The following is a 16,229-nucleotide window of genomic DNA, read 5'->3' on the forward strand; positions in this document are numbered from 1 at the left end:
CCGCCGTGGGGAAACTGAACGCGGGTTAGTCAATATGACTCCCCGTGGGGCAGAGAGGCTGGCCTGCCGCGAAGGAATCAAACGCGGGCTAGCATGGCTGCCAGAGCCGCATGGTGTGAACAGGGCCACACCCGGCGATTTCCGAGGCGGAGGCCAGCATGGAAAACGATAGCACAGTATACGTCGGACTGGATGTGCATAAGGAGTCGATCACGGTCGCCTACGCGATCGGAATGGGCGACGTCGAACTGTTAGGCAAGATCGGGACGACAAAGGCCGATATCGATCGCCTGTGCAGGCGCCTGCAATCGAAGGCGCGGCATATCTGCATCGTCTACGAGGCGGGCCCGTGCGGCTACGGGCTTTACCGTCAGCTCCTGCAGAAGGGATTTGACTGCATGGTGTGCGCGCCCTCGCTGATTCCCAAAAAGCCCGGTGAGCGCGTCAAGACCGATCGGCGCGACGCCGTGAAGCTTGTGCGCTCACTTCGTGCCGGCGATCTGTCAGCCGTGTACGTGCCCACCGTGGACGATGAAGCATTCCGCGATCTGGCACGTGCGTGGGTCAGCGCCAAGGACGACCTGAAGCGTGCGCGCCAACGACTGAAGGCCTTTCTCCTTTCGCACGGTGTGGGCTACACGGGTCGCCCTGATTGGGGCCCCGCGCATCGACGCTGGATCAGCCAGTATTCATTCGCCAGCGCATGGCAGCAACTGGCGTTCGAGGAGCTGCGGCGCACGATCGAGGACCGGCACGCGCAATGCGACCGGCTGGAGACCGCGCTGCGCGAGGCGGTCGTTGACTGGCGTTTCTATCCGGCCGTGCTGGCGCTGCAGACGATGCGCGGCCTGCAGTTCACGACGGCCGTGGGCATGCTCGCCGAGCTGGGCGATCTCTCACGCTTCGTGCATCCACGCCAGCTGATGGCCTGGCTGGGGGTGACGCCCTCCGAACACTCGTCGGGCGAGAAGCGCCGGCTGGGCAGCATCACCAAGAACGGCAACAGCTATGCGCGAAAGCTGCTCGTCGAAGCGGCCTGGAGCTACCAGCACCCGGCCCGCGTGAGCCGCGAGATCCAGTGCCGACACGAGGGCATCCCCAAGCCCATTGTCGATCGAGCCTGGGACGCGCAGGTGCGCCTGTGCGGGCGCTACCGGAGGCTTGTCGCACGCGGCAAGGAGAAGAACATTGCCGTGGTCGCGATCGCCCGCGAACTGGCGGGGTTCATCTGGGACATCAGCCAGCTCGCGATGTCGCTGGCCATGCCACGCGAGGTGCCGACAGCATGACACGCACGTGAGCAATCCCCACAACGACTGGAGGACGAGCTTCCTGAAGGCGGCGTAGCCCGGCACACGAGCAATCCGCGGGCTATGCTAGGCAACGGATCTCATCCGACTTGCGCGGTTAGATAGCGGCAGGCTCATTGGACGGACCACTGTAATGCGGTACCCAACCCGCGGATATCAGATCCTATGAAGCGAGTCCCTCGCCAAGCTGACGCCTAAAATCGGCATGCTGAGGTTTGCTCACAGGAGAACATCATGCTCACCGATCAGGCATACACGGGTAGTGGTGACGGACTGGTGCTGGCCGTGTCGCTGGAACTGGCGGCGGCCAAATGGAAAGTCGCGTTTCACGACGGCCGGCGCGAGAAGCCGGCCGTCCACACCGTTGCACAGCCGCAGGCTGCGGCACGCCTGCAAGCGGTGCTGGACCTGATCGAGATCCACAAGGAAAGGTGGTCATTGCCGACCGATGTACGGATTGCCGTGAGCTATGAGGCCGGGCAGGACGCGTTCTGGATCTGGCGCGCGTTACGGGCCCGACACATCGACTGCTACGTTATCGATCCGGCCAGCATTCCGGTTGAACGCCACCAGCGGCGCGCCAAGACCGATCGGCTCGATGTCATCAAGCTCGTCATCAACCTGCGCGCGTGGCTGCGCGGCGAGCGCGATCGCATGCATGTGATTCGCGTACCGTTACCGGAGGATGAGGCATCGCGCCACTTGATGCGAGAGCGCGGTCAACTACAGAAGGAAATCCTGCAGCACCAAGATCGCATGCGCAAGCTGCTGGCTACACTCGGCTGCTGGGATGCGGTCGATCAACGGGCGTTCGCAGACCGGCTCGAGCGCGACGAAGTGCGCTGCCACGACGGTGCACGATTACCGCGCGAGCTGTATGAGCGGTTACGGCGTGAGTGTGATCGGCTGGCCCTCGTCGAACAGCAACTTGCGGTGCTGGAGGCGACGCGAAAGACAAACGTACCAGCAGCTGCGCGCCAGCGTTGCGATGCGCTGGCGCGCCTGAAGGGTATCGGCGAAGTGGGCGCCTCGCGCCTTGCGCTCGAGCTCTTCTGGCGGGATTTCAACAATCGCCGCGAAGTCGGCTCGTGTGTCGGACTGGTGCCCCAGCCCTATGACAGCGGCGAAAGCCAGGTCGATCAAGGGATCAGCAAACAGGCAAACCGGCGGGTACGCGCGCTGCTGATCGAGATTGCATGGACCTGGCTGCGCTACCAGCCGGATAGTGCATTAACAAAATGGTTTGACCAACGCACACAGGGCACAGGGCCGAACCGACGAGCGCGACGCATCGCCATCGTCGCGGTAGCGAGACGTCTTGCAATTGCACTGTGGCGCTATCTGAAAGACGGAGTCATTCCTGAAGGTGCGGACCTTAAGGTAGCTTAGACATCCTAATGTTTACCTGAAAGGATGTTGAATTTTGGCTTGGCACTTTAACTGAGGCTGCACAGGAGACGTGGTATGAAGATACCGGCGAAAGCGATCTTGACAAAATCTCGCTCATAGAAGTGTGATCCACCGTCGACATTACTGCCACGCCGCCCTCAGGAAATTCATGTGCTTATGCAGCAATCAAAAAAAAGAACCAACCTCGTTATTGACACGGAAAGTCATATCAGTATTTGTACCGCGCCGTCGACAAGGAGGGCAACACGGTCGATTTCCTGCTGCGCGCCCATCGTGACAAGGCAGCAGCCCGGCGCTACTTCGGAAAGTCAATCGACCGAAACGGCGAGCCCGAGACGGTGACAATCGATAGAAGCTGCGCGAACCGGGCCGCGCTGGATGCCCTCAACGCGGAGCGAGAAACACCGATCAAGATTCGCCAGAACAAATATTTGAACAACGTTGTCGAGCAAGATCATCGGGCGATCAAGCGACGCACACGTCCCATGCTCGGCTTCAAGAATTTTCGTTGTGCCCGCATCCTGTTGAGCGGCATCGAACTTATGCACATGATCGCCAAGGGTAAAATGGAAGACCGTGGCATCGCATACGCTCACGCAGAGCAGTTTTACTCACTGGCAGCATAAGCAATCCTACTTATACTGCCGTTTTTTCGCCATCTTTTCCTTACCGCGACAAAACCAAGCGTGATTGCTATGTTTCATGATGGAGCTCATTGGGATATTCGGCCAGTAGTCGGATAGGCCGTGAGCTGGGAAACGTACGGACGAGTTCAGCGGATAGATCAATTGTGCCTCGACTCTCGTGTGAGGTCTATCTGATGCCGGACGTTTGCGGCCCACAGCGAACGATCAGGAATCCGACGTCGTAGATGATTAACTTGTGACCGCGGCGTTTGAACGTCCTGGAGCGGCGATGTCGGGCATCACTCATCCCAACTGGAAGACGTGTCGACCGAGCGGGCGACTATGGGAAGTGGACACCTCAGAGGCCCACGCGGGATCACGTAAGTCGAGCGATGTCGCGCACTGCTCGGACAATGGAACGCATCTCTTTGACCGACCACCGTTACCTGACACTTCGAACCGCCTCTAATCCCGAGAGGCGTGCGGAAGAAATGCTGGCGAAATGGTCGCTTCCGGACAGATCGACCGAGGAGGGATCGATAGAATGATGTGCAAAACAGGAGGCCATCATGTGCATCCCACTCTCTTCTGAGGCCACTATCGCCCTCAAGTCATTCGATCGGGTTCCGGATTCCGAGGCAGGATTGCCGCGGGCTGTCGTCGAGGAACTACTGCGCGTCGGGTTTGCTTACGAGTCGCACAGTGGTGGTGTTGTCAACATGACGGCTGCGGGCAGACTGTGGCTGAGCCAGTGTGCCGGGTAGTCGACCCTGCTTGAGATCGGTCCTGTCTGACCTTCGAACGTGAAGTCCGCTTTGCGACAATTGTCACGCCGTACCGGGAGCATCGATGAATCATGCCTGACTGAAGCGCGTGCTGGTTGACGCGAGCGGCGAAGCGGTTTGCGCGCTGGTCAATGAGCTGCTCGAGACGGCGAACCTTGACGGTGACTCAGATCACGTGGCGCGACCGGGAATCACGTGGACCGAGCATCCCGTCAATCGCAGACTGGCCAGCGATCTCAGCCATGAGATAGGCCCACCCGCGCGAGAACGGCCCATTGCGCACCGGTACGCGCGCACCGGTCGGGGAAAGCTGTTTTGGCGATACTGCGCACTCGACGCGAAACGACGCGTCGAACATGTCCGCCGACGTGGGGACGAGGTCGACATGGATTTCGCAACCGCAACCGCGGTAGCGAATCGTCCGTTGCATAGTCACCTCCGGATAGTACGATTGGGTTTAGCCGGGTAAATAGCGCTCGCAAGACCGGAGTAACCCTTCAGCATGCTTGCGACCTCGATCGATTGCTTCCCTTCGGTCCGGGTATCCCTCCTTTTCAATCGAGCGGAAATGATGCGCGCCTGAAAATGTTCGCTTGCCACCACCCGGGACAATTTCACCCCTGAATCCGAACATCTCGGAGTCGCCTGGAGGACGTCCGAAGCCACGATTGATGACGAATACGTCGACGTAGACGTCGAATAGACCGATCGAGAAATAGGCCATGACCGACTCCGTTCAGTATACGACCTCGCCCCGGCGGCCCTGAGCGACTCAGCCGGCTGCGGACGCGGTCGTCAGGTTGATTCCGTGGTGCCGGGTGCTCCGGCGGTAGAGCGCAGAGCCGTGTTCGCCGCGACCAGCAGCCCCGTATCGTGTGCATGTAAAACCATGTCGACTGCGTTGAAAGCATGCAACAGGTCCTTCTGACCGGACTTCGTCGTCCTGCCGGCCTCCGAGAGGGTTTTGGCCTCTTTTCGGAGCCGTCTGACGAGCTTGGTTGCACAGCGGCTATCGAGGGCCCCTTCGTGGACGAATCCGCAGATCTGTATTGTCAGTGCCACCAGTGTCGCTTCGGCTGTGTTGTTGTTCGCGTGATGGACGTTGTCCCTGTGATGTTGCCTGGCCATAAAAACCCCCATGTGAGATCTGCTGTCGTTTGGGACAGGCGTAAACCGGTCGCGCAATGTTGGTGAAAAATCTCGTCCGGCTATCCTGGCCGGTTGCCATGTCAGTCTGGCGAATACTTGAACTTGGGGGATTGCCTTCCTGGACTCACTGGTCGTATCCGGCAGTCGCATCTCCTCATCGACGATCTGAACATTGCTGAAGGGACCGGCAACCAGATTCGGGTGAAAGCCGGAGGCTCAAAGCCCGTCGGGCAGCCTCGGTGAGGGTTAATTTCTGAAGTGCGCTCCGACCGGAATGGACCGGTCCGACAGGGTTAGAATAAGGTGGATCTGCGCGGCAGTCGGTACGGCATCGGACGGTGCAGTTATCTTGTTGCGCCGCCGCCGCGCGTCAGCCATGGATGCGCCCCCTATAATTTGAGATCCAGCTGGGCGGGGCGTGCGCATCAAGGCGGCACGCCGACGGGCGGCTTGGCAGTTTTTTCCGAAACCTGGAGCGATCACGCGATACGGCCTTCGGGGTCGCGGGTTCCGCTACGGATACCCTGGAGCAGGACATGACGGACGAACAGCGGTTGAGCGGGAATCACTTGCTCTCGGTCCTGCCTGCGGTCGAGTGGGAACGCCTCTCGCCGCATCTGGTGCAGGTGGACATGCCGCTGGGGCAGGTTGTCTACGAATCGGGTGACCGCCTCGCCCACGTCTATTTCCCGACGACATCGATCGTCTCCCTGCTTTACGTGATGGAAGATGGCGCATCGGGGGAAATTGCCATTGTGGGCAACGAAGGGATTGTCGGCGTCGCCATTTTCATGGGCGGCGAAACGACGCCAAGCCGCGCGGTCGTCCAGAGCGCGGGCAAGGCGTACCGTCTCGACACCCGCCTGCTCAAGGAGGAGTTTTGTCGTGGTGGTCCGATGCAGCGGCTGCTCCTGCGATATACCCAGGCGCTTATCACGCAAATGGCACAGACCGCCGTGTGCAACCGTCATCATTCGATCGATCAACAGTTGTGCCGCTGGCTGCTGCTGAGCCTCGACCGTCTTCCGTCCAACGAACTGAAAATGACCCAGGAGCTGATCGCCAACATGCTGGGCGTACGCAGACCGGGTGTCACCGAAGCGGCGATGAAGCTGCAGGAAGCCGGGTTGATCCGCTATAGCTACGGCCACATCGAGGTACTGGATCGGTCCGGGCTCGAGAAGCGCGTCTGCGAGTGTTACAGCGTGGTGAAGCGTGAATTCGACCGCTTGCTGCCTGATCTGAAGGCGCTGTGATGGGCGAGGAGCGCGGCTCGACTGCTGCCAGTAGCAGAGCGCCAGCATTGCCTCTCGACAGCGGCCAGACGATCAGTTCGAGGTGAACCAGATTGCGCTCGAATTGCTGATACAGCATTGCTGTGTTCCGGAGGCGGGTCTACGCCTCGACAGCTAGCCTGTAGATGGTGCATCGTCTGCACGGTAGCGTACCGATAGCGCCGTCAGGTACCCCCCATTGTAAAGAGGCGCGCTCGAGCACTTCGTGGCGCACCGACGGAGCGTCACCCGCGAATCCCGTAGCCGGAACTTCAGTACGACGGCGCTCGAGTGCACGCCGGGTTGTCTCGCGTCCTTTGTGGCAGGGCAAGCGAGTGGGTGGGGATTGCACCGCGCGGCTGAGGATTCGGGCCGTGCCATGAAAGCGCGAATCCTCCAGCTGTCGTGCCACAGAATCGAGCCAGACGGCTCCCGCGCAGGGCGGAAGGAAGCTCATTTGTTCGGCAATCTACTCACATTCCTCTCCAGCGGTTTGCTTGCGCTTTCGTGGTGGCAGATTCTCCTCGCCATGCTCGTCATGACGCACGTTACGATCATTGACGTGACGCTCTATCTTCATCGCTGCCTCGCGCATCGCGCGCTCGATCTTCATCCGGCCGTCCGCCATTTTTTCCGGTTCTGGTTGTGGATGACGACGGGCATATCGGGCAACGAGTGGGCCGGGGTGCACCGCAAGCATCACGCGAAGTGCGAGACGGCCGATGATCCGCATAGTCCGCAAATGCTGGGTATCTGCAAAGTCGTCTTCGAGGGATCGGAACTGTACACCGCGCAAGCCAGGAACGAGGAGACCTTGCGCAAGTTAGGCTAGGGCATGCCGAAGGACTGGCTCGAGAGACACGTCTATACGAAGTACCGGAACCTGGGCGTGAGCTTGCTGATGGTGATCGACGTTGCGCTGTTCGGCGTGGCCGGCGTGTCGGTCTGGGCGGTTCAGATGATGTGGATTCCGTTCTGGGCGGGCGGCGTCGTCAACGGCTTCGGCCATTTTCGGGGCTACCGCAACTTCGATACCGACGACGCGAGCACGAACGTGATTCCGTTCGGCATTGTGATCGGCGGCGAGGAACTGCATAACAACCACCATGCGTATCCCACGTCCGCGAAGCTGTCGAACAAATGGTACGAGCTCGATGTGGGCTGGATGTATATCCAGGCCCTGGCAGCGCTGAGGCTTGCGACAATCAGGAAGGTGGCGCAGGCGCCGTACCTGATCGAAGGCAAGAGGACGGTCGATGACGCTACGCTGCGAGCGGTACTTTTCCATCGTCTTTAGGTCATGGCTTCCTATGTGAAGTCAGCCGAAATCGGATGCGAGCAGGAATTGGCGAGGGCGGGGCACCTCAGTTGTCGCGAGAAGCTTCGTCTTCGACGCGGCGTGCGCCAGTGGCTCCGGCTGCAGGCGCAGGCGAGCCGCGGTAAAACGGGTCAGGTGCTGCCGTTTGCCGACGCCTGGGACCACAACTCGACGCTGCGCACCTGCGTCGAACTGCGCCAGGAACTGTCGGCTATCTGGGGACGCTCCAGCGCGTCGCAGGACCAGTTGCCAGGCAGTTGCAGGCGTGGTGCCACACGGCGGAGCAGAGCGGCATTCAGGCACTCGAAGAATTCTCGCTGCGTCTGCGCCAGTACGCGCAGTAGCGGTCACACGATTGTCTTTTCCGCATCGAGGTGCCGGAATTGTCCAATGCCGTACAGAGGCGCGTGCCGATTTACGGAATGATTGACTCATTGCAGACGCATCGGATGCCATGAATTGTTGATCAATGCCGGAACTCAATCAGGGCCGGCAGTCCGTCCTGAAAGACGGAAACGGGAAGGCCGGCGAAGCGTCGGCTTTTTCATGAAGAGTATGTGACGAATGCGCTGAAGCACGGCGGCATGCAATGGCAGGGGTCGTGGCTTCGAGTGCGTCGGTCTCCGTCGCGGTCTATCTTCGGGCGCGCATGCCGCGCACTTATTCGTAGCGTGGCGTCAACGGGCCAGACGGCGCGGGATGACGGGCACCCGAGTATTCCTGCGCCACCTACAATTGGGTCATGGGTCGGGCGATCCATGAGGAGGCTTCCATGTCTCAGTCGATGATTGGTTTTGTTGTTGGTCTGATGGTCCTCGCGATCGTCGCGTTCGCACTGGTACGCCGGTACATGGTTGACCATCCGGACGAAAGTGCGATCCAGTGGATGGACTCACATCGCATGCGGTGGATGCATCGCAAGCACTAGCCGGTTCTTGCTGCAAAAGCGAAAACGGCGCGTGCGGTGGGCAGCCCGCTAATGGAGCCCGCCGAGGGGAGATCGCCATGAACAGGCCGTACATCACAGTCGAAACGATCCTCGAACTGTTTCGTTCAACCGCCGATGAGCCTCCCGGCGCGGCCGCACCCGCTGGTTCCCTGCTGTGGCTGGCCGATTTCCTCGCTCGTGAGCATGCAACGATGAATGCCGGCGACTGGGACGCTCTTGTTCACGTTGGCGCCCAGCTTTGGCGCGCCCAGGCAGTACCCGAGATGTGGGATGGGGCGCCGAGAATGCGATGAGAGGACAAAGAAGCGAAACCCCGCGTGAGCGGGGTCTCAGAACACTTCGATTAGTGGTGGCAGCGTGTTTCCCAGTGGTGATGTACCTTCACCTTGTGGCATCGATGATGGTTATCCGCAAATGCGGAAGACATCGAACCCATCGCGACGGCGGCGGCGTGTTCAGGGCGTTGGAATGGCAGGACTTCGCGTGTGCGCCACGCCACTACCGACTATGCCGCGCATTTTCGGGAAATGGTTCCCTGCGTCGACAAAGCTGACAGAGGGGGGCAAATCGCGTCGACGTACTGGACAGGCCCGGGCTCGAAAAGCGCGTCTGTGAGCGTTACAGCATGGTGAAGTGTGATTCGACCGTTTGCTGCCCGATTTGAAGGCGATGCGATGAGCGCTGCGCGAATGGGGTGCCCCTCGCCGGCGCGGCAATCCGGCGACAGACCTCATCATTCACGAGATTGTGTACTTGTTCTGAGGGCCGCCTTTATAGAGGGTTCGGGCGAGCTCCAGAATCTGGTCGCGGTTGCGGTCGAAAGTTGCGAGCAACGAGGACTCGTCAGAAACGATATCGGGGTTCAGCTTCGCCAGCATCGCATCGTCGACCAGAAAGGCAATCTCACGAGCTTTGTCGTAGCCCCAAAAGCACACGGAACGCCTGGACGCGTCGTAGATTCGACTGGGATTGGGAAAGTTGAGCACCACGCTGCCTTTTTCGATTTACTCACCGGGACGGATATATCGCCACTTGCTCGCGTTGACATTGATGCGGGCGTCCATCTCGAGCCGCTTCTGGGCGCGTTCGCCTTCTGCTTTCTCCCGTGAAGAAACGCGGGCCCTTTCCTGGATAACGTAGTCGCTCTGGCTCACGGGTGAGGTCGAGTGCAGTCTGATTGATTTTGGCATAGCGGCTCCAATAGAAAACTACATAACTTCCGCGCAGACGCAGCGACGGACTGTCGTCGGCAGCGCCTGAAATGAGCGGTGTGATCGAGAGTTTGCGAGCGTGTCGCGGATACGGCCTTTCCTGCGCCCCGAGTAGCGGGGCGAGCATGACGGCGCTGCCTGGACCTGCGCTCGCTCAGATCACGGAACACTGCTGAGTCGATTAGCTCATTGCAATCGGCACAGCTCGGACATTGTTTGGAGAACTGCCTCGAGCGCGTGAAATGCACAAAGCGCAAACGAAGCAACCCTAGACTAACTGTCGCACGAAAGTTGTCGCCACGATATTCGATGGCGGGATTCTTGTGATGTATTTTATGGGGAATCCTGACGATCGAAGCAATCTCAGGGCGTCGATGTCGAACTGGCAGCGGCAGCACATTGCACGTAAGAAGGATGCGCCTTTTATCAACGCGATGCAAGTGAGATCGCGAAACGCTGTTTCAGTTGCCTCTCGCCATGCTCCTTGATAGGAGGCGTTCGTGTTCCGGCTACGGCGGCTATAGGCGTGATCGTGACGAAGCAGGAGGGAGTTGAGCCGGCGTCGCACCCAGCAGAGACGCGGACTCAAGGCGTTTTGTTGCGCATTCAATGTCATCGGGCAAGCCGGGTAGCCGGGTCACCCGTAGCGCCCCTGATGGAATCAGAGATTGTTCTTCCGCTAGCTCGGCAACGTGGCGTCGCCAGTACAAGAGCGCGATGAAATTGCCGCGCGCAAGTAGTGAAGCGATCAGCTCCAGATGCGCCTTGTCCCTCTCAAATTGCTGATGCTGTATTTCACCCTCGCCGAGGCTTGTTGATGCCTTTGGCGCGAGTGTATTCGAACCGGTTTTTTGTCCGCACGCTAGCGTACCGAGGAGCGGCCCGAAGATCGACGTACCGGCATACGGGATCTTTCGGTGATCTGCGGTGGCAGAGCTGGCAATAGTCCGATGGCGTACAGACGTGCTTCCCGAATGGTTGAACGATGCGACCATGTTACGCGCATCGAATGCGCGAAACCGGCCTTGGCGTGAGATGTTCTATCGCCGATGTCGTTGCGTAAAAGGAGCATGAAATGAGGACGAACCGTGTGAACGCGGACGTGCTGGCAGAAAGCAGAAGGCTGGCGTTCGACGTTGGCAACGCAGCGGACGATGGCATGCGCAATGCGCCAGAAGACGGAGCTTTGCGTGAGGTGGCCGGCCAGCAACGCAGCGATACGCGGGATCGGAAGCAAAGGAAGGAGCCGGGTAAGTTTGGGGCCGTGACGAACATGACGAGTTCATGAGCGGCGTCTGATCAGCATCACTCACGAGGAGTTCGAAAAGATGACGCAATGTTATGCGGGAAGGTCACACGATGACGCCGTGGCCGCACGCGCGGGACAGCGGCAGGCAGCGCAGGAGCAGGCTGGCGGCGACATGGCGATAGCTGGAACTGAAGCGGACGCGCAACACAGTTGCGGCGAACTGACGGCGCTTGGCAAGGCAGTCTGGCGCCAGGGAAGCGGCATCGACGGTGGCGGCATGGTGCTTGTGCCGGTGCGACGCCAGCGTTGACGCGACGTTCTTCCGCGCAGAAGTACTTCGCCGTGTCGCCCGGCGATTCGGCAACCGAATCAACCATGCTCCAGAAGGCAATCGCTCCCGTACTTGACCACCTTGTAGCACTCGCAAGCCTGCGCCTCGAGTGCGCGGCGGTTCAGTACTGCGATGAGTCTGCGCGTATAGCGAATAACACCTTCGTCCGGCGGTTTCCGCGTCGTGTCTCTGTCACGCCAGCTCGACGCACGCCGGGCATGTTGGCAATCCGTTCCCGAATCATTCCGACGTCACTCGAGTCCAGCCGGTCGAGGCTCAATAGCAGCTAGCTGGCATGGTTTCGCCGCACATGAAATGTGCAACTCCGGGCAGGCGATCGTTTCCAACCACGGCGATTTCCGCCGATGCGCCGTTCTCCATGCGCCAGCCACCGGGCGTGCAAGACACTTACTCGTTACGTCACCTGTACCTGTCCGGCGAGTCGGCATCCGGGTCGCCGGTGAGGCGGCGGGGCAGTTGTTCAGCTTCCGACCAATATCCTTCGCGGTTGTAGAACTCGTGTAGCGCCACTTCGTAGCTTCGATGAACGGGTATCGAGTCGTCGTAGGCCGGGCTACGCTGGATCGCATCGCGCGTGAGCGACGTTGACACGGTTGCAGCGAACCAGTCGACGAGTTCGATCCAGCGCGTGGCGATCAGGACTTCCTTGCTCCCCGGCCACCAGTTGCGCGTATCGACCTTCAGGTAGCGCAGAGCCCACGCGCGATCGTCATAAATGAAACCCGACACATGGCCGATGGTTCCGTCTATCGTCTCGATGTGGTAGCCCCTGACCTCGTCGGTGCTGCGCAAATGGACGTCCGGCAACGCCCGGTTGGTGTGCAGTGTGGGGCGTGCCGGAGCGGGCGCCGTGAGGTCCGGTGAAACGGTATCGAACGCGGGCCAGGCGCCCATGCCCCACAGATTCGGGCCGCCCCAATAGGTCGGATAGCTGTAGTAACGCAGGTACTCGATTTCGTGCTGGCGCGAGACTGGCCTGTGCGTGTCGAGCGTTGGACTGTCACTTACCTGCTGTCGCGTGAGATTCACATGAACCGTGTTCGATGACCAGTCCACGTGCTTGAGCGAGTACGGAGAAACGAGCACCTGTCTGTCATGGAGCCAGTCTCCGGTGTCGACCACCAGGTAACGAATGCCCCATGCCTCGTCGTCGAAATAAACCTGATTGATGCGGCCGATGTCGCCGTCCGAGGCACGTACGGTGCATCTGTGCAGATCCTTTATGCTTCGCAACATGACGCCTCCATGATGTCGAAGCCGGCACCTCGATGGCATTCGAAGCACCGGCCGCGACGGTCGGGTCAATTAGAGTGAATTGAGGCGCGTGACCTTCGTGCCTTCGAGGGATGCGCCGGCCATCAGCCCGTTGTTCGTCAGCACGAACGCATCGACCTGACCGGTTGCGGTGCTCGCGTCGACGTTGCCGTTCGCGCCGATCTGCCAGCCGAGCGATCCGGTCGCAGTGCTGTAGTAGCCGATGGTATGTCCGTCCACGCGCAGCGATCCTTCGCTGTACTGCCCTCCGACCACGAAACCTGCATCGATCACGGACGGGAATATCGGCACGCCCCGCGCTTTGGAAACCAGTTCACGTGAGTCCTTTGCGTCGACATAAAGACGTGAAAGGGTCGAGTCGACGCCTGCGTCGATCGTGTGGCGTTTGTCCATCTGCTCGCCGCGGACGTTCGACGGACTGGTTGCGGTGCAGCCGGAACCGGCCAGTGCGAACGCAAGGACGAAGCCCGGAACGCTCCACGTCAATGTTCGTCTGGGCATGATCCAGTCCTCGGTACGGGTCGATGCTTCTGACGCTACGCCCGATTGAATGCCGATGCGGTACGACACCGTACAAATTCGTTTTCCGATGTGTCGCGTCATGTGCTGGAACTCTCGCGCTACACGTATTGATGTCGGACGCACGAAAGTCCTGCACCGTACAGACGCGCATTGACATCTACAGCAAGATGCGTATTGACCCGAGAGACTTCTCTCGGGTAAGCGTCGGAGACGACTGTGCACTACCCCCTGTATGTTCAACGAGGTGACGGGCAAGGCTATCACGGCGTGTTCGCGGATTTTCCATGGGTCGAAGCGGAAGGGGGCACGTTTGACGATCTGGCGGTAAACGCCGAACGTCTCGTGCAACGTATGTATCACTGCAGCGAGCACATCCTTCCCGCTCCGACCAGCGACATGTCGGCACTGCAGGCGCTCGATATGGACGATGGAGAAGGCCTGTGGATGTTCGTCGATATCGATTTGACGAACGTCCAGTCGCACTCCGTGTCCGTACAGATTTCCCTTCGCAGGAGCGTGCTGCAGGAGATCGACCTTGCTGCGCAACGGCGCCATATCGGCAGGTCGGCTTACATCGCACTAGCCTGTCTTCATGAACTGGCGCACGCGGGCGATGCAGGAGCGCTTCGGCGCTTCTAAAAAACTCGCGAGTCCGGCCCAGCGAAGGCGTAACCAGGGCGCATTGTTTATCTATCGGGATCAGACCTCATGGGAGGGCGAAATGAGCCAGACGCTAATGGGTTATTCGGTGGGCTTTGCAGCTGCGGTATTCGTCGCGATATATCTGATGTTGCGGTACTGGGTCGTGCATCGGCATCGAGTGACGAAACATCACGATGAAGACCTCGCCAGCGTCCGCAAGGCCCAACAGCCATCACTGAGTGCTCACGCGCAGCACCCGTCGATGGATGTGGACTGAGATGGAGAGAACATGACATCCGCGCTGTGGGGAATTATCGCAGGAATGGCATTGATGATCGGCTTCGCGTTGTATCGGCGCGGCCATCGGGCAGACCCTCGGCCGCGTTCCGACCCGACACCATGAACACGTTCGTCGCTTGCGCAGAAAATTCAAGGAGGTCGTATGTCGCTCCCCCCCGATGCACTAAGACCCGCTCAGGATAGACGTGCGGAGTATGGGCGCGCCGACGAAGCACGCGAGAAGAAACGCAGCGAAGACGCCGCCGCAATCGATCCCGCGGCGACGAAATGGCGTTACCGGCCTTCGCAGGGTACTGCGAAAACGCGGCCATAGACGAAGCATCTCACGCAAGCGGTGCCCGCGCTGGCGCCCGCAGAGTTGATGTGCACGTCAGAAAGCCAGCGCTGGGCTCATCCGCTCGATCGCGCACCGTTCTGCCATGGCGCAGTGTCGAGGAAAAGGAACGTCCGGGGTCTGCTGTCTTTACCGGTAGAGGGGGCTGTGAAAGAAGCGCTCGCGCGATGGGCGGACACCTCTGATCAAAAAAAGCATTTCAGATCCCGGGTAGTTTTCTCCGCAACTCGACGCAGATACGGGGCGCTTCGCCAGCATCGCAGCTTGTTTGATTCTTGTCACGCCACTGATAACTGCAAGGCTGCCCTCGACGGCTTTGTCGATGTGTTGTTTTCGCTCTTGCCGTTGTGGGTTGGCTGCTACCCGGGATGGCGGGTGCGAACGATTTCTGCGGCGGGTAGATTCCCGCCGCAGTGGGTGGCCCCGGTCGACCTTGTTGGGGGAGGCGTCTGTGACGAGATCGTGATCCGTCAGGACTTTTTGATAGCTTCCTTTGCGTCGCCCAGGCTCTTTCTCGCCTGGCCGGCCGCTTGCTGGATATCGCCCTTGACTTCCTGTTTCGTGTTACCCGTGACCTGGCCAATGATTTCATTCGCCTTGCCCTTTACCTTCTCTGCAGTTCCCTTGACTTGATCCTTGTTCATGGTGAATCTCCAATGACAATTGATGCTCGAGAGAGCAATCCGGTACGACACAACGAGGCGAGGTTGTCCTCTATCTCCTAGTCGCGGTGTTCCATCCGCGTTATCCCACCTTGTACGGCTTAGATCCACTCTTCCGTTAACGCAGACTTCATGTGCTCAGGCATCCTTAAGTTGGAGTTGCATGAACGTGTCGGGGGGCGACTATAGCCACAGCAAACTGACTATTCCCGGTGCGATCGTATCGGGCATGTCGCGACAGGTGTCTCGTCGTATTCTTACGCAGAATGCCTGAAAATTGGATCGAACTCAGTACGGCACCGTACCGGTTCAAAGTGCTAACTTGACGTCACCTGATCACTCAATATACGCACATCTCAACCGGTGCCGCGCGCGAGTCTTGCGAGCCACCGAGGCCGCCTTGCCGGTGCGTGGGTGTAGCGCCGCGATTCAACGCTTGGGCCCTCTCATACCTTCGGTCTCCATGGCCGCATTCCGCTCCTCGCTGGCCTCGATGGGTTCCATGGCTTCGTCGATGGAAGCTGCCGCGCGCTCCGTAGCTGCCTTCGCTTCGTCGACGGTGGCGCCAGATTCGCCGTCTTCGTTGCGCGGGGGCGCAAGCATATCTGCAAGCATGGAATCAAGATCCGGGGTGTCCCACGGAGCGCCCTGCCTGGTTTTACTTCTTATGTAATGCCTGATTTCCGCGTCTTGATCTGGAGTCAGGGGAAGAGCGCGAAAAGTGCTTTGGGGATTGGCGTCGGTCATGGTAGTGCTCTCTGAGTTGGTGCTATTTCGCGTGTAGACCATTTTCAGCCAGAAGACGTCAACTTCCGATCCGTGAACCGGTTGGCGTTTCGCACATCAATATTACATCGTAGT

At 59.6% G+C, this 16,229-nt stretch carries 17 protein-coding genes and 3 pseudogenes; 12 read left to right on the top strand and 8 right to left on the bottom strand.

The features are described from left to right. Positions 1 to 158 precede the first annotated feature (158 nt). The 3 genes and pseudogenes from HV773_RS33905 to HV773_RS33915 all read left to right on the top strand — a co-directional run. Entirely contained in the window at positions 159 to 1,289 is a 1,131-nt protein-coding gene (locus HV773_RS33905) for an IS110 family RNA-guided transposase (protein ID WP_175198204.1), read from the top strand. 255 nt (positions 1,290 to 1,544) lie between these two features. Further along, positions 1,545 to 2,699, top strand: a complete 1,155-nt coding sequence (locus HV773_RS33910) for an IS110 family RNA-guided transposase (RefSeq protein WP_175198205.1) — start codon at positions 1,545 to 1,547, stop codon at positions 2,697 to 2,699. Positions 2,700 to 2,926: 227 nt separating this feature from the next. Beyond that, positions 2,927 to 3,346, top strand: a pseudogene (locus HV773_RS33915) (IS6 family transposase); the annotation flags it as partial. Positions 3,347 to 4,297: 951 nt separating this feature from the next. Here the strand turns inward: HV773_RS33915 and HV773_RS33920 are convergent. The 3 genes from HV773_RS33920 to HV773_RS33930 all read right to left on the bottom strand — a co-directional run bounded on the left by HV773_RS33920 (position 4,298) and on the right by HV773_RS33930 (position 5,271). Continuing rightward, positions 4,298 to 4,561 carry a hypothetical protein gene (locus HV773_RS33920; RefSeq protein ID WP_175198206.1) on the bottom strand — a complete coding sequence of 88 codons (264 nt, stop codon included), beginning with the start codon at positions 4,559 to 4,561 and terminating at the stop codon, positions 4,298 to 4,300. A gap of 27 nt (positions 4,562 to 4,588) precedes the next feature. Next, the gene (locus HV773_RS33925; RefSeq protein WP_175198207.1) at positions 4,589 to 4,855 is read right to left on the bottom strand and encodes a hypothetical protein; all 267 of its coding nucleotides are present in this window, start codon (positions 4,853 to 4,855) and stop codon (positions 4,589 to 4,591) included. 71 nt (positions 4,856 to 4,926) lie between these two features. After that, complete coding sequence (locus HV773_RS33930; protein WP_246282587.1) at positions 4,927 to 5,271, bottom strand: hypothetical protein; 345 nt, start codon at positions 5,269 to 5,271, stop codon at positions 4,927 to 4,929. Between the two features lie 545 nt (positions 5,272 to 5,816). Between HV773_RS33930 and HV773_RS33935 the strand changes: the two genes are divergently transcribed. From HV773_RS33935 to HV773_RS37175, 5 genes and pseudogenes are all read left to right on the top strand, one after another. After that, the gene (locus HV773_RS33935) at positions 5,817 to 6,536 is read left to right on the top strand and encodes a Crp/Fnr family transcriptional regulator (RefSeq protein WP_175198208.1); all 720 of its coding nucleotides are present in this window, start codon (positions 5,817 to 5,819) and stop codon (positions 6,534 to 6,536) included. A 475-nt stretch (positions 6,537 to 7,011) separates the two neighbouring features. Next, positions 7,012 to 8,216 (top strand): annotated as a pseudogene (locus tag HV773_RS33940) (DesA family fatty acid desaturase). Positions 8,217 to 8,644: 428 nt separating this feature from the next. Next, a complete protein-coding gene (locus HV773_RS33945; protein WP_175198209.1) occupies positions 8,645 to 8,800 on the top strand; it encodes a hypothetical protein in 156 nt (51 codons plus the stop codon). A gap of 77 nt (positions 8,801 to 8,877) precedes the next feature. After that, positions 8,878 to 9,114, top strand: coding sequence for a hypothetical protein (locus HV773_RS33950; protein WP_175198210.1), 237 nt, complete (start codon positions 8,878 to 8,880; stop codon positions 9,112 to 9,114). A gap of 278 nt (positions 9,115 to 9,392) precedes the next feature. Beyond that, a pseudogene (locus HV773_RS37175) lies at positions 9,393 to 9,499 on the top strand (Crp/Fnr family transcriptional regulator); the annotation flags it as partial. 59 nt (positions 9,500 to 9,558) lie between these two features. Here HV773_RS37175 and HV773_RS33955 read toward each other — a convergent pair. After that, a complete protein-coding gene (locus tag HV773_RS33955) occupies positions 9,559 to 9,810 on the bottom strand; it encodes a DUF1488 family protein (protein ID WP_246282590.1) in 252 nt (83 codons plus the stop codon). 1,297 nt (positions 9,811 to 11,107) lie between these two features. Between HV773_RS33955 and HV773_RS33960 the strand changes: the two genes are divergently transcribed. Beyond that, entirely contained in the window at positions 11,108 to 11,320 is a 213-nt protein-coding gene (locus HV773_RS33960; protein WP_175198211.1) for a hypothetical protein, read from the top strand. 40 nt (positions 11,321 to 11,360) lie between these two features. Further along, positions 11,361 to 11,591: a hypothetical protein gene (locus HV773_RS33965; protein ID WP_175198212.1), complete on the top strand. Its 231-nt coding sequence runs from the start codon at positions 11,361 to 11,363 to the stop codon at positions 11,589 to 11,591. Positions 11,592 to 12,032: 441 nt separating this feature from the next. Here the strand turns inward: HV773_RS33965 and HV773_RS33970 are convergent, their stop codons facing one another. Further along, positions 12,033 to 12,869 carry a PRC-barrel domain-containing protein gene (locus tag HV773_RS33970; RefSeq protein ID WP_175198213.1) on the bottom strand — a complete coding sequence of 279 codons (837 nt, stop codon included), beginning with the start codon at positions 12,867 to 12,869 and terminating at the stop codon, positions 12,033 to 12,035. A 69-nt stretch (positions 12,870 to 12,938) separates the two neighbouring features. Further along, positions 12,939 to 13,409, bottom strand: coding sequence for a lipid-binding SYLF domain-containing protein (locus HV773_RS33975; RefSeq protein ID WP_175198214.1), 471 nt, complete (start codon positions 13,407 to 13,409; stop codon positions 12,939 to 12,941). 237 nt (positions 13,410 to 13,646) lie between these two features. Between HV773_RS33975 and HV773_RS33980 the strand changes: the two genes are divergently transcribed. Further along, the gene (locus tag HV773_RS33980; RefSeq protein WP_175198215.1) at positions 13,647 to 14,069 is read left to right on the top strand and encodes a type II toxin-antitoxin system HicB family antitoxin; all 423 of its coding nucleotides are present in this window, start codon (positions 13,647 to 13,649) and stop codon (positions 14,067 to 14,069) included. Between the two features lie 82 nt (positions 14,070 to 14,151). Beyond that, positions 14,152 to 14,349, top strand: coding sequence for a hypothetical protein (locus HV773_RS33985; protein WP_175198216.1), 198 nt, complete (start codon positions 14,152 to 14,154; stop codon positions 14,347 to 14,349). An 827-nt stretch (positions 14,350 to 15,176) separates the two neighbouring features. On the opposite strand, the gene HV773_RS33990 is transcribed toward HV773_RS33985, so the two are convergent. Both HV773_RS33990 and HV773_RS33995 read right to left on the bottom strand, forming a co-directional pair. Then, positions 15,177 to 15,350, bottom strand: a complete 174-nt coding sequence (locus HV773_RS33990) for a CsbD family protein (protein WP_175198217.1) — start codon at positions 15,348 to 15,350, stop codon at positions 15,177 to 15,179. A gap of 447 nt (positions 15,351 to 15,797) precedes the next feature. Beyond that, positions 15,798 to 16,115, bottom strand: a complete 318-nt coding sequence (locus tag HV773_RS33995; protein ID WP_175198218.1) for a hypothetical protein — start codon at positions 16,113 to 16,115, stop codon at positions 15,798 to 15,800. Positions 16,116 to 16,229: the final 114 nt, after the last annotated feature.

The organism is Paraburkholderia caffeinitolerans (assembly GCF_902859945.1).
Lineage (GTDB): Bacteria > Pseudomonadota > Gammaproteobacteria > Burkholderiales > Burkholderiaceae > Paraburkholderia > Paraburkholderia caffeinitolerans.